A 13,673-nucleotide genomic window follows, 5' to 3' on the forward strand; every position below is an offset into this window, starting at 1 on the left:
TCCATGAGACAACATATAAAGAATATAATAAGTGCAGTGCCATTGGTGATCATGGTGGCGTCCTGCAATAAACTAAGTGATTTCGGAAATACAAACGTGGACCCGGGATCTACTACCACACCGCTGGTAGGCGCTTTGCTGACAAACGTTGAACAGAATCTTGGTGGCAGTTATGCTACCAGCACTTCGGGCGGGCTTTTCTGCCAGTATTTTTCAGAAACGCAATATCCCGGTACAGGGCTTTACGCCAGTTCCAGCTTACAGGCTTCTTTTGCAGGCAATTATTCCTCCTACCTGGAAGATCTGCAAAATATTATTACTACCAATACCAGCAATAATGAGAATGCTGTGGCCCGGATACTGAAGTCTTATATTTATTGGAATCTTACAGACAGATGGGGCGACCTTCCTTATAGCGAAGCCCTGAAAGGTAACGGTACTCCGGTATATGATACCCAGGAGGAAATTTACAAAGGCTGCATTCAGGAACTCACAGACGCTATAGCACAATTCGATGCCGGTACTTCCCTTATTACAGGAGATATCATTTATAGCGGCGATGTTGCTTCATGGAAAAAACTGGCTAATTCTATAAGAATGCTGATGGCTTTACGGCTCACTAAAAAATATCCAGCTGCTTCAGATTATGCTGCTACCCAGTTTAAAGCTGCATTAGCAGATGCTGCCGGATATATTACTTTAAATACAGAGAATTTTTCTCTTACCTATCCGGGTGATGGCTATAAAAGCCCCTGGTATAGTTTGTATGATGGCCGTAAAGATGTTGGCGAAAGTGCAACAATGGTAAGTTTACTGGGCTCTCTTAATGACAGCAGGCAGGATGCATATGGCAGCTCTACCACAGGAGTACCTTATGGATTGGAGCGTTCGGATATAGAAACATGGGCGAATGCCAATACCGGCTGGGCCCGCATATTGGCCGAAAGTTACAGACCTGCAGCGGGTGGTGTGGTTGTGTTGGTGACTGCCTCACAGATAGCATTTGCCAGAGCAGAAGCGGCAGACAGGGGCTGGACTACAGAAACTGCTCTTACATTGTATCAGGATGGTATCAATTTGTCTTTCGCGCAATGGGGCCTGAGCGCTCCGGCAGCTTCCTATTTCACACAATCTGCCGTTGCTTTCAGCGCAGCACAGGGAACTGGCGCCAATCTTCAACAGATCGCTATTCAAAGATATATTGCTACCTACCCTAATGGTAATGAAGGATGGGCTGAATGGAGAAGAACCGGATATCCCGCGCTGACTCCTGCTGTGGCGGCTACCAATACTTCGAAAGAAATTCCCAGGAGATATACTTATGCATCTACTGAGTATAGCAGCAATAGTGTTAACGTAACAGCAGCTGCTGCCAGATTAAGCGGAGGGGATTCCCAGGATTCTAAAATATGGTGGGATCAGTAATCCTTTTATTTATCACTAAATGAAGAAAATGATGAAACATAAATATATTAACATAACTGCTGTCTTTGTCCTGAGCGCTTTATTGCTCACATCCTGCCTGAAGGATAATGTCAAAGATCTCGGAACAGAAGGGGACACATTCATAAAGTTCCTGGAAGCGCCACAGAACGCCCTTTATTTTACGCCTTTTACTACGGTTCAGACAATAGATCTGTTCAGCGTAAGAAAAGACCCTAATAGTTCACAAAGTCTGAAAACGAGTAGTGTTGTTAAGCTAACCAGCCTGCCGGCTCTGATCGATTCCTTTAATTCAGAGAACAGTACCGACTTTGAAATACTGCCAGATAGTATGTTTACTCTGAAGAACTCTGCTTTTGTAGCAAACAGTACAGGATATGATCTTACATTCAGCTCCGGCGATTTTGCTAAAGAGTTCTCTATCGCATTGGATGGTTCAAAGTGGGATGTGAGCCATAAATATGCGCTGGCTTTCACATTATCAGTGTCTGGTACCGGTATCACAACTTTATCTGATCTTGATACCATCATGGTATTCCTGAGCGTAAAGAACAAATATGACGGTACGTATACTGCTACGGGATATCTGTATCATCCGGCATCGCCGCGTACACTCAGCGCTAACAAAGCTGTGACAACTGCAGGACCAAATAGTGTAACCGTTGCGGTAGGTGACCTGGGTACTTCAGGATATACGGCGCTTATCACGGTAGATGAAGCTACAAATGCTTTAACAATCACTGCCGCCGCAGGAGCCTCTGGCGCGCCATATACCATGTTCTCCGATGGATTGCCAAATGCTAATCCCGGTTATACAGCTGCATGGGCCAGTTCCGCGCAATGTAATAATACATACGATCCGGCTACCGGAACCTTTTATGTGAGATATGGATATCTGGGTGGTACCGGATGGCGTGTTATTGAGGAAATTCTTACTAAACAGTAACCAACCAACCATTATAATATACTATCCGAAACCCTATCGAACAGTGAACGCCGTCCCGCAAAAGGTGGGACGGCGTTCTATTGCTTATGGAAATTCCATTATCTGGAAGATATTCCTGAAAGAAGAGTTTTTTCGACTGTTTATTGTTGTAATTAGTTAATAAACAGTGTATTATGACAATGGCATCTATATGGTACTAATAGGATAGGAAGTTTAATTCCTACCTTATGAAAATAGTACATATCATATTAGGAAAAGCTAACCCATTAGAAAAGAATGGGGTTAACTGCGTAGTAAATGAATTACTAACCAAGCAGGTGGAGTTCCGGATGGATGCCGAGCTATGGGGAATCACCTTCCACCCGGTAGATGATTATCCTGAGAGAAATTATAAGACTGTTCTGTTTAAGCAATCCATGTTGCCTTTTAATTTACCCGCAAAAATGAGGAAGGCCATTCTTCAACTAAAAGGACAAGCTGTTATTTTTCATATTCATGGTGGATTTGTTCCAGTATTCAGTCGTATTACCCGGGCTTTGCACAAGGCAGGACTGCCTTTTGTGTTCACTCCGCATGGGAGTTATAATACACTGGCTATGCAGAGGAATAGTGGTATTAAACGTTTGTACCTGCGCTTTTTTGAAAAGCGTTTATTAAAGGATGCTATGAGGGTTCATTGCCTTGGAAATAGTGAGATGGAAGAGCTAAAACGTATCCTGCCTGGAGCAGAACCAACATTACTGCATTATGGATTTAACTCCGGACAAGATCCTTTTCTTCCAAGGCCCACGGATATTGGAAAGTTTATTGTAGGTTATTGTGGCGATATTGATATTCATCCTAATGGATTGGATCTTTTGCTGGGTGCTTTCTCTGGTGTGCTAAACCGGAAACCGGATGCGGAAATGTGGATCATTGGCGACGGAAAAGAATTACCCCGGTTAAAAAGGATGATACACCACCTGAATATGGATCAGCATGTGCATTGTCTGGGAGCAAAATATGGGAGGGAAAAGTATGAGCTGTTATTGAAATGTACAGTATTTGTACACCCTTCGCGTAACGGAATATCAATGGAGTCTGCTCTGGAAGCGGCCTCTATGGGTATTCCCCTTGTGGTCAGCTGCGCTACCAATTTGAAAGAGCCAGTGTTGCGGTATGGAGCCGGGATTGTTATAAACAATAATGATGTATGGGAACTACGGCAGGCATTACTTGATATTATGCTTCTTCCATCTGAAGAATACCTGGAAATGAGTAAAAATGCACATCGTATGTTGTTGCGCGACTTTAACTGGTGTAAGCTCCTGGAAGGCTTCAGTTCTATGTACGAAACTCATGAAGGCCTGGATAGTTCTTATAATAAGTATGTACCTAACCGGTAGATGTAATAATAATAAAAGCCTTCTGATACTTTCTCTGGTAAATACACTAATCACAAATTGTGATCCACAGCAACTAAGATATTTTAAGAAAATGGGTATAAATATTTTAAGTGTCGGGTAAATAATACAATAACAAATTAAAGAAAGCTCAGCTATATTAAAGCAATACATTGACTTTAATATAGCTGAGCTTTCTTTAAAAATAAATCCTGTATTTCCCGAACAATGTAAGGTTACTTCCTGTTAAGAGTAATACTATAAGTTTATTGAATTTGCTTTAAAATAACCATGAATTAAAATGCTATACTACCCTCAAGGTTATAGCGGGAACAGGTCAGGCATACTGCCTGAAGAATAACAAATATTTTACGGAAGTTAATGTAAAATTATTTTCAGATAAGGCATCACTATCTGACAGACTACTTATTGATATTCAAATTACGAAAGAACAGTGAACATTTGAAACGCATAGCATTACTCATGCTATCTGTAGCTTCTTTTCTATGCAATGCTATGTATTCTTACATATTGTAGTGCAGTTACTATGAATCATAATTTCTTATTTAATAATGGCGGATACCGAAAAGCCAAAACAGAGTAGGTACAAAACAATCAAACTATATTTTTATGGCAGACGTAAGAACCAGTCCGGCAGCAAAAAAAGAGGCCGACTTAAAGGCCAGTATGGTCAGTATTGACATTCTTGTTGTCATTAATACGGATTATATCAAAGACTACTGTGTAAAGAATAATATACCGCCTCATCTGGACCCAAACAATCCATACGGTATAGATCATAGCAGTGAATTTATGATCTGCACAGGTGCCCGTGAAATATTCAGTGGCCAGGGAACAGGCGACTTATATTTCAGAGCTAATCCAGGGGATTCTGTTTCTTTCCGTGGTACATCTATTTATGCGAATTCTGATGATGCTGTTATTCTATATGGTATCAAAAAATACGAAGGCGATGATGTATTCAACACTTTTGTAGTTAATAAGGTAAGAAGAAATGGTGCTGTAATACCGGATACCAGTACTCCAAATGGTATTCCTGCATTACATACCCAAATTAGCTTCAATTCTTATACCTCTACAGTTAGCGGTTCAGGAGAAGAAGGGTTCAAGGTACAGTTTGGGTTATACGAACTGGATGCAAATGGACAAATTCAAAACCTGTACGGTTATTTTGATTGGGATCCAAGAATTAAAGTGTCTTAGGGTTTATAAGAAAATTCACATAATAAACCACGTTCGAAACTTTTTAAGCTTCAGGCCGGAAGGCTTGAAGCTTAATTATTCCCTAATTATAAAATATGTTTTTATGGGTATAATGACATCTAAAGCTTTTATTAATATTCTGGCAGTCATCGACGCAGACTATATCGTAAACCATTATGAGCCTAACAAAAATAGTAAGGTAGATCCTCAGCTTATAGATAATACCTCTGAACGTTTGATCTGTGCTGGTTCCCGCGGTATTATCAGTGGGCAGGGAACTTCCGATTTAAGCTTTAAAGCGGTAAGTGGAGATTTCATTTCTTTCCGAGGCTTATCTACCAGTAATAATTCTGATGATGCGGTTATTATTTATAATATTCACCGGGAAAAAGGCGATCTGGTTTTCAAAAACTTTGTACCTGATATGACAACAGTTAGTCAGGCTGTAATCCCCGACCCACAAATGCCCAACGGGTTGCCAGCCTTGTATGAACCTATCAGTTTCGCATCCTTCGACTCAAAGATCAGAAAGCGCGGTACTGAATCACTGTCTATTCAATTTGGAGTGTATATGTTAGAGAGTAATGGTCAAAAACAAAGTTTATATGGCTATTATGAATGGAATACTAAAATAACAGTGGATTAGCATCAACACATACAATCCAGTTCACGTTTCAGATTCTCCCTTGCCTGCAGTTCATACTTATCATAAAAGGGCATTGTTTTATAGATCCTTTCCATCTGTAAAAAATGATGCAATACTTTTTTCCTGCCGGGGTTATATACCAGATCCGGGTAAATGGAATATTCCTGCCGTATTTGCATATAGTAATGCTCATACAAGGACCAGGAGTGACCTAAAATAGACAGGTCTGCATCTGTAAAGAGGTTTGTATCGGGATCATTACTGGATTGATGTGCTTTGGTCGCTATAATCTGTGCTTTACATTTTTCAATCTGCACTGAAGGAACAGAAAGAGTGATTAATCTTTTTTCTGCCAGTACAGCACTCTTCTCTTCATTATCCTTATTTAATACCGAGTATACAATGTCATGATAAAACACGGAAAACAATATGGTGTTCCAGTCCGAAATATCATGCCTGCATGCGGATAACTGTGTTACCAGGTTCTCCAGATGTGAAAGATTATGATAATGCCTGCTGCTGGAAGAATATGCTGCTTCAATTTCTTTCCAGCATTCATTAATATGCTGTTTGTTGTCTGTGTATTGCTTTAACAGCTCAGTATAAATTTCTTGTAGCATACTAAAACTTCGATAATAATTCGTCTTCTTCGTCGGGTTTATTCCATGCATCGGCTTCTGTTAAATGACCGTCTTCTCCACTCACCCTGGTAACTTTTTTTCCCTGACGGAATACAAGTTGAAGACCATGTTCATCATCCCATCCACAGCTGCACGCTACTGAAATATAAATATCCTTATCGCGTCTGTGCCTTTTAGATATATAAATATCGGTTGGGTAAACAAATTTCCAGATGTCACTATTTTGGGTCATGTTTGCCATTTCAGGGTCAATGCCATCATAGATTACCTCATCCATAAAATCTGTATAATTCTTATATACCAGATCAGTAACATTATTCAGGTCATCTATGGTTAAATGCAGGAAGTTCCGGAGCGCAGTATCAGCCTCTTCCAGATGTGCTTGAAAATCATCAGGAGTCCAATTCATAAATGTGATTGGCAATTTCTGATTGTTAAAAAGTGGAATGGTTATTTCTTTACTTTTCCACCAGTCTTCATAAGTGTCGTCTTGCGTCAGTTGTCCAATAACCTGAGATGTTATTTGATTTCCCATTTGTCCATTGAGGGTTTAAAAAAAGAATTATATGATTGGTGAATTTATATAATATTTTGGAATTGGGAGCCAATAAATTATTATATAACGCACAAAATAGGGCGTATTTTTAAGATACGCCCTATTGTATTGATAATATATAATGTGATCTTAATTCTGCAAAATCCACTGACTACTTTCAAAATAATCAGGCACTGCAGTACATTGTGCCAGTCCGCTCTGGTTTTCAAGGTTTAGATAAGTACCCTGCCATTCATTTTTCAAACGGGTATTACCGTTATAGCTTTCCAGCTTCCAGTAACTGCTGTAATAGGTATCAGGTACTGCGCTACTTTCTGCATAGCTATACAAATGTTCTATGTTCAGGTAATGTCCGGTAGACAGGTTCTTAAACCGGATATGACCATTTACCTGTTCCTGTACCCATTTGTATTGGTTGCCGGTATTGCCTGTGCTGTATTTTACCTGGCCGTTATCCTCATAGATATAGGTACTCAGCCATTTATTTTTGATATACACACCACCGGTTGGAGGATTGGTAGTACCGTCAATAGTGTTCAGCAGATTTTCTGCATTACTTACCTGTAAATTGGTAAGGTAAGTGAATACCTGGTTGAGTTGAGACTGTACGGTGCTATTACCACTATATTGTTTTCTATATTGATAAAGGCGGGATACCAGTTCCAGTTCATGTTGTCCGTAAGGAACACCTAGCTTTTGCTGCATCAGTGTTAAGAATGAATAACCATATTCCTGGGTAGGCTCTATGATTGTCCCTTCTCCATAATCATTCCATGTAGCAAACTGAATGATGTTTACAGCTGAATTGATAGCTTTATCCAGCATAGTAGAGAATGTAGATGTGCCATTAAATGGAATCTGCCAGGTAGGGCCATCAGCCCCGCCCGCAGCATAAAAGGAATTGAAGCCGGGGTATACTACGCCTACGGAAAGCGGAAAACGGCTGGTTTGTGTATAGTAATTATCTACAACAGATGGGTGCGACTGATAGATCCAGGGAAATTCTCCGCCGGCATTATTGCTGCCTACTTCGTTTGTAAAGCCGAATAAAGGTAATACCTTAGGCTTCACAGTGAGGCCGCTCAAAATCTGATCCCATTCAGCTGGCTGGTGGAAAGTGATGGGTCCAAAGTTAAGCACTACCGGTATGTTGTTCGTTCTTAAGTAATTACTCTGGCCGAAATAATTGTTCTGCATATAAACAAAATCATCGTGCGCACCAGATGTTTGGCCAGCATCCCAGTTCCTGTCTTCATGAACAATAGAGAACTGTAATCCTACAGAACCCAGTTTATTAATAAGGGCATTGGAATTGCTCAGATTGTCCGGATAGTCGTACCGCTGCCTGGTACCAGGCCAATCGATGAATACACCATCAGCACCTGCGTACTTCATAAGTAATAACTGATACTCTATGATATCTGCATCGCCGGAAGCATAAGGGCCTGTCAGGGGATAATAGTAGGCCGCTATTTGTCTTTTGCCGTTTGTAATGATGTCCGGGTTCTGGGTATTCATTTTCCAATGGTATCCCCAGGCACCTCTGGAAGCAGGCGTTTCAAACCAGGGCATCCAGTGAATAAATACTTTTTTAGAAACTGTTTTGGGAACTGCGCTTACAGCAACCGTGGGTAATGGTAAAGAGGTATCCTCCTTTTTTAAATCGGATTTGTTGCATGCAAGCAAAAAGAAGGCATAACAAAAAAGCCAGGCTAATTTTTTCATTTGGTTATTTTGAGATGAGTTAAAAAATGGAACCGGTTTCCGCAATGAAATTACACTTATGGTTTAATCAATCATAATAATATAGGGAAAATATAGAATGAAATAGAGTTTTGTAATTGTATGAGTTTGATAAACAAATGTTTGCATTGTAATTATCTGTTGATGATATAGATGCACTAATAACCTTTATAAAGAATATTATATAGCTTTATGTTATTATGATATTACCTTCTGTTTCTGAATTGAGCATTCTTCTCATTGCACTTATCATCATAATGGTGGTATGTATAAAAACAAAAAAGTTATCAGTCACTGCCTCTTTAGCGGCAGGGTTGATTGGTTTGTTGATATTTACCGGTGCCGGATATACCGGAATTCTGATGCTGGGAGCTTTTTTCGTAATGGGGGTTCTGGCTACAGGTTATAGAAAGGACAAGAAAGCTGTTAAAGGTGTTCATCAGCAACAGCGTAATGCCGGACAGGTATTGGCCAATGGTGGCATGGCGGCTATCCTGGCAACGATTGCAATTTTTGATCATACCCACGCAAACACATATATAATAATGTTGGCCGCCAGTTTGGCTGCTGCAACTGCCGATACATTGTCATCCGAATTAGGAATGGTGTATGGCCGGAACTTTTATAACATTCTCACCTTTAAAAGAGAACCAAAAGGACTGGATGGTGTTATAAGTATGGAAGGAACATTAATAGGAGGGGCCGGTGCTTTAATCATAGCCGTTATTTATTCTTTTGCAAATGGAATTGATAATACCTGTCTGATAATTACGCTGGCGGGTGTAGTGGGGAACCTGGCTGATTCTATATTAGGTGCTGCTTTGGAACGTAAACATTTTATCGGTAATGACGCAGTTAACTTTCTAAATACATTTGTAGCTGCACTTGTTGCCTTGATGTTTATGTAGACAATAAAAGGCAGTTGCGCTATAAATAGCCTAACTTTAGAACGACGGCGCTTTTAATTCAAAATAATCCATTTTATGAAAGAGGGACAATACATTATTGCTATTGGCGCTTCGGCCGGTGGTATGGCTCAAATCAACACCTTTTTCGATTTTACCCCTTTAGACAGTGTTTCTTATATCGTTATTCAACATTTATCGGCAGATTATAAAAGTATGATGGCTGCATTGCTGGCAAAGCATAGTAAGCTGAATGTACTGGAGGCAGAAAGTGGTATGACTGTTGAAATGAATAAGGTATACATGATTCCCAGTAAGAGCAGTATGACGATCAAAGATGGCAAACTATTACTGGCAGATAAACAAAAGGGAGTAAATCTTACCATAGATACCTTTTTTGAATCGCTGGCAGAAGAGATGGGGGAGAAGGCTATTGGTATTGTTCTTTCAGGTACCGGGCAGGATGGAACTGCGGGTATTACAGCAATCAAAAAAGCAGGCGGACTTGTTATTGTAAGTAAACCTGAAGCGTCAGAATATGATCAGATGCCTATAAGTGCTATCGCGACCGGATTGGTAAATTATACTGCATATCCGGAAGAAATGCCACTTTTAATACAACGTTATGTGGGCGGAAAAGTAAAGGAAGCAGAAATAAATATTGATGAGGATGATGAAAAGGTGATTACAGGCATTACAGAACTTATTAAGGATAAACTACCGGAAGATTTTTCCGGATATAAAAAGTCAACTATACTTCGCAGGATCAGACGAAGGGCTTCCCTGCTTAATTTTAATACTATTGAAAACTATCTGGGTCTCCTGAAAAAAGATATGGCTGAATTACAAACCCTGGTTAAAGACTTTTTAATTAGTGTAACAGCCTTTTTCAGGGATAAAGCTGCCTTCCAGGTTTTAGAGGAAAGTTTCATTCCTGAAATGATCGAAAGTAAACATGATGAGGATATTAAAGTATGGGTGGCGGGTTGTGCTACAGGAGAAGAAGCCTATACCTTTGCTATATTAATGCGCGAACGGCTGGATGCTGCCAATAAAAAGAATACGGTAAAGATTTTTGCAACAGATATTGACGATGATGCTTTGCAATTTGCGGCGAAGGGATATTATAGTGAAAGCATTGAAAAAGATGTGTCTCCGGAAAGATTGGAACACTTCTTCTCAAAAGATAACAAAGGTTACAGAGTGAAACCGTCCATCCGGGAAATGCTCATCTTTGCCCATCACGATCTGGTTAAAAATCCCCCTTATTGCAACATAGATTTTATCAGTTGCCGTAACCTGCTGATCTACATGAATCCCACGCTGCAAAAGAAGATATTAAATATGCTGCACTTCGGTATGCGATATGGAGGATATCTGTTTTTAGGCCCCAGTGAAAATGTAACGGATTTCATGCCCCACCTGGAAGAACGTAACAAAAAATGGAAGATCTATAAAAATATTGAGGCTAAAAGAATGCAGAGTTTTGAGAACTTTACCTCTCCTGCATTTATAGAAGGTAAAGGATATGTTGCGCCTCAGAGAAGCGCTAAAATTGCTGAAGGTAAAAGTACGGTGACTGAAATAAAAATTGATACGGAACTCCTGGTTGAGATGGGATATACCGGTTTGCTGATCGATGAAAATGATCAGGTGCTGGATGTATTTGGAGAAAGTACCCGGTTCCTTAGCCAAAAAATGTTTGTTCATCATCTGCCGGATCTATTATCTAAATCGCTGCAGATTGCATTTATAACAGCAGGTATAGAAGCAGATAAAACAAATAAATTAGTAGCAATAAAAGGAATAAAGGTAACCGGTATTGATTCCCCTGTTACACTATCTGTAAAGCCTTTAGCTGCTAATGAAAAAGGGATCAAAACACGTCTGGTTCTTTTTTTTGAAGATGGTGTGGAGAGTAATACCCAAAATACATTCACGTTTGATGAAAGCTTTTTCAGAGATAAGTATACGGTAAATGTAGAGCAAGAACTCGCTTTAACAAAAGAAAAACTGGCTTCCACACATGAATTGTTGAATGCCTCGAATGAGAATATGCAGTCTTTCAACGAGGAATTACTTTCTGCCAACGAAGAAATGCAGAGTACCAATGAAGAAATGCAATCTGTAAATGAAGAATTGCATACCATTAATGCAGAATATCAGTCTAAGATCAGAGAACTTTCTGATTTGAATGATGACCTGAATAATTACTTCCGCAGCAATGTAAACGGACAAATATTTGTGAATAAGGATTTGCGGCTGATGAAATTTTCGCCGGGAGCAGAAACTCATATCAACCTGCTTGAAATTGACATTGGTCGTCCTTTAAGTAATATTTCAACTAACATCAGGTTTGAAACAATTGAAAAGGATATCAGGAAGGTACTGGATGATGGATGTGTAATCACAAGAGAGTTACATGCAGTCAATGGGAAGTGGTTCCAGGTGATGACAATGCCTTATTTACGTAAGGGCAATAACGAGACTGATGGGGCCATTATTACTTTCAATGATATTTCGGAATTAAAGAAGATCCAGCAGGAGCTTTCGCATAGCAATCAGATCTTAAAGGCTATTAATACGGACCTGGATAATTTTGTTTTTACATCTTCTCACGATCTTCTCAGCCCAATGAATAATATTGAGCAGATCATTTACTTTATAAAAGAAAGAGAAAAAGTATTAGATAAAGAAACAAGAGATTATGTAAACATGCTGTCTGTAGCTGTTGGCAGGTTCCGGAGTGTAATTAAAGAAATGGCTGCTATAGGGAAGATGGAGAGTGAAATGTTTAACATGGAAATAATCGACATTGATGAAATCATTGGAGAAGTCCTGGCAAGCATTGAGTGGAGAATTTCATCAGATCATGCAAATATACAAACGCAGCTGGAGGTTAAAAACATTAACTTTTCCAGGAAAAACTGTAGAAGCATGATTTATAATTTAATTAATAACGCACTTAAATTCAAATCTCCTTCCAGGTACCCGGAAATTACTATTACCACAAAAGACTTGCCCGATTATGTTCTTTTATCAGTAAAAGATAATGGTATCGGAATCAGTAAACACAAAATTGAAACCATCTTTAAAATGTATCGGCAATTAAATGCCGGAACAGATGGTCAGGGACTGGGGCTGTTTCTGATAAATAAAATTATTGATGCATCCGGCGGGAAAGTGGAGGTTGAAAGTCAGCCAGATGTTGGAACTGAATTCAGAATATTTATTAAGAAATAAATCCGGGCCTTCTCTGCGATAAGTAATGAAGACGTTAAGAATTGCATTCGTGCAATTCTTAACGTCTTCATTTATTTTTATTTAAAGATCACGCCAAAGAACGCCTTCATGTCATTCCATGAAGCAGTATCTGCAGCTGCATTGTACTCAATAGGCAGGTTGAATTTCTTACCTTTTTCAGTAGCTTCCGGATTAGTGAAAGCATGTGTAGCTCCCGCATATTCCTTAAAGGTATAAGGAATACCTACAGAATCCATTTGCTTTTTAAATGTAGCTACTTCCTGGGCGGGAACAAATTTATCTGCTCCACCCTGGCAAACGAGCACCTGAGCTTTAATCAGTTCTTTTACCGGTGGAACACCAACCAAACCACCGTGGAAACTTACTACTCCATTTACAGGAAGGCCAAGTCTGGCACTATTTAATACCATAGCACCACCAAAGCAGTAACCGATAGCCGCAATACGGGTAGTATCTACATTAGGATAAGTCTTTGCTTTCGCCAATGCTTCTTCCAGTCTTGCCTTTGCCATCTGCGGGTTCATATAGAACGGAGTGGCATAAGCTTTCGCCTCTTCAGGATTGGCAGCCAGTTTACCGTTACCGTACATGTCTACACCCATTGCGAAGTAACCCAGTTCTGCCAGTTCTTTAGCCCTGCGTTTTTCGTAAGCACCCAATCCCCACCATTCAGGTACGATAAGTACAATCGGTTTTTTTGCGGTGGTATCATCATTGTAAGCTACCAGGCTGTTTAAGGTTACGCTGTCTACCTGGATGGAAACGCTTTCTTCCTTAATAGTTACCTGATGAGTACTGTCTGTTGTTGTTTTGGTAGAAGACCCGTTATTACAGGCCGTCATGCAGATAGCTACTGTTAAAACAGCTATCATGTTTGTAAGAATGGATTTCATTTTGGTAGTATTTAAGTGATGCTTATATAA

The 13,673-nt window shown here is 39.8% G+C and carries 11 protein-coding genes; 7 read left to right on the forward strand and 4 right to left on the reverse strand.

Translation table 11 applies throughout. The features are described from left to right. The first annotated feature begins 3 nt into the window (after positions 1-3). From BM176_RS15780 to BM176_RS15800, 5 genes are all read left to right on the forward strand, one after another. Complete coding sequence (locus BM176_RS15780; protein ID WP_090104650.1) at positions 4-1,425, forward strand: SusD/RagB family nutrient-binding outer membrane lipoprotein; 1,422 nt, start codon at positions 4-6, stop codon at positions 1,423-1,425. Positions 1,426-1,453: 28 nt separating this feature from the next. After that, positions 1,454-2,389, forward strand: a complete 936-nt coding sequence (locus BM176_RS15785) for a BT_3987 domain-containing protein (protein ID WP_177230421.1) — start codon at positions 1,454-1,456, stop codon at positions 2,387-2,389. Between the two features lie 227 nt (positions 2,390-2,616). Further along, on the forward strand, positions 2,617-3,774 hold the full coding sequence (locus BM176_RS15790) for a glycosyltransferase family 4 protein (protein ID WP_090104654.1): 1,158 nt from the start codon (positions 2,617-2,619) through the stop codon (positions 3,772-3,774). A gap of 627 nt (positions 3,775-4,401) precedes the next feature. After that, positions 4,402-4,995 carry an inclusion body family protein gene (locus tag BM176_RS15795; RefSeq protein ID WP_218162215.1) on the forward strand — a complete coding sequence of 198 codons (594 nt, stop codon included), beginning with the start codon at positions 4,402-4,404 and terminating at the stop codon, positions 4,993-4,995. Positions 4,996-5,098: 103 nt separating this feature from the next. Then, positions 5,099-5,641 carry an inclusion body family protein gene (locus tag BM176_RS15800; protein ID WP_177230422.1) on the forward strand — a complete coding sequence of 181 codons (543 nt, stop codon included), beginning with the start codon at positions 5,099-5,101 and terminating at the stop codon, positions 5,639-5,641. 2 nt (positions 5,642-5,643) lie between these two features. On the opposite strand, the gene BM176_RS15805 is transcribed toward BM176_RS15800, so the two are convergent. The 3 genes from BM176_RS15805 to BM176_RS15815 all read right to left on the reverse strand — a co-directional run bounded on the left by BM176_RS15805 (position 5,644) and on the right by BM176_RS15815 (position 8,563). After that, entirely contained in the window at positions 5,644-6,261 is a 618-nt protein-coding gene (locus tag BM176_RS15805) for an HD domain-containing protein (RefSeq protein ID WP_090104657.1), read from the reverse strand. A 1-nt stretch (position 6,262) separates the two neighbouring features. Continuing rightward, positions 6,263-6,817, reverse strand: a complete 555-nt coding sequence (locus BM176_RS15810) for a DUF6985 domain-containing protein (RefSeq protein WP_090104659.1) — start codon at positions 6,815-6,817, stop codon at positions 6,263-6,265. Between the two features lie 150 nt (positions 6,818-6,967). Then, positions 6,968-8,563: a glycoside hydrolase family 99 protein gene (locus BM176_RS15815; protein ID WP_090104660.1), complete on the reverse strand. Its 1,596-nt coding sequence runs from the start codon at positions 8,561-8,563 to the stop codon at positions 6,968-6,970. A 218-nt stretch (positions 8,564-8,781) separates the two neighbouring features. Between BM176_RS15815 and BM176_RS15820 the strand changes: the two genes are divergently transcribed. Together BM176_RS15820 and BM176_RS15825 are read left to right on the forward strand one after the other, a co-directional pair. Continuing rightward, positions 8,782-9,489, forward strand: a complete 708-nt coding sequence (locus BM176_RS15820) for a DUF92 domain-containing protein (protein WP_090104662.1) — start codon at positions 8,782-8,784, stop codon at positions 9,487-9,489. 75 nt (positions 9,490-9,564) lie between these two features. Next, positions 9,565-12,729, forward strand: a complete 3,165-nt coding sequence (locus BM176_RS15825; protein WP_090104664.1) for a CheR family methyltransferase — start codon at positions 9,565-9,567, stop codon at positions 12,727-12,729. 77 nt (positions 12,730-12,806) lie between these two features. On the opposite strand, the gene BM176_RS15830 is transcribed toward BM176_RS15825, so the two are convergent. Further along, a complete protein-coding gene (locus BM176_RS15830; protein WP_090104666.1) occupies positions 12,807-13,643 on the reverse strand; it encodes a dienelactone hydrolase family protein in 837 nt (278 codons plus the stop codon). Positions 13,644-13,673 lie beyond the last annotated feature (30 nt).

The organism is Chitinophaga sp. CF118 (assembly GCF_900112615.1).
GTDB lineage: Bacteria > Bacteroidota > Bacteroidia > Chitinophagales > Chitinophagaceae > Chitinophaga.

Excerpts from the sequence above, each read along its gene's own strand:
- BM176_RS15780 (WP_090104650.1), top strand. The coding sequence starts at position 4 with ATGAGACAACATATAAAGAATATAATAAGTGCAGTGCCATTGGTGATC.
- BM176_RS15785 (WP_177230421.1), top strand. The coding sequence starts at position 1,454 with ATGATGAAACATAAATATATTAACATAACTGCTGTCTTTGTCCTGAGC.
- BM176_RS15790 (WP_090104654.1), top strand. The coding sequence starts at position 2,617 with ATGAAAATAGTACATATCATATTAGGAAAAGCTAACCCATTAGAAAAG.
- BM176_RS15795 (WP_218162215.1), top strand. The coding sequence starts at position 4,402 with ATGGCAGACGTAAGAACCAGTCCGGCAGCAAAAAAAGAGGCCGACTTA.
- BM176_RS15800 (WP_177230422.1), top strand. The coding sequence starts at position 5,099 with ATGGGTATAATGACATCTAAAGCTTTTATTAATATTCTGGCAGTCATC.
- BM176_RS15805 (WP_090104657.1), bottom strand. The coding sequence starts at position 6,261 with ATGCTACAAGAAATTTATACTGAGCTGTTAAAGCAATACACAGACAAC.
- BM176_RS15810 (WP_090104659.1), bottom strand. The coding sequence starts at position 6,817 with ATGGGAAATCAAATAACATCTCAGGTTATTGGACAACTGACGCAAGAC.
- BM176_RS15815 (WP_090104660.1), bottom strand. The coding sequence starts at position 8,563 with ATGAAAAAATTAGCCTGGCTTTTTTGTTATGCCTTCTTTTTGCTTGCA.
- BM176_RS15820 (WP_090104662.1), top strand. The coding sequence starts at position 8,782 with ATGATATTACCTTCTGTTTCTGAATTGAGCATTCTTCTCATTGCACTT.
- BM176_RS15825 (WP_090104664.1), top strand. The coding sequence starts at position 9,565 with ATGAAAGAGGGACAATACATTATTGCTATTGGCGCTTCGGCCGGTGGT.
- BM176_RS15830 (WP_090104666.1), bottom strand. The coding sequence starts at position 13,643 with ATGAAATCCATTCTTACAAACATGATAGCTGTTTTAACAGTAGCTATC.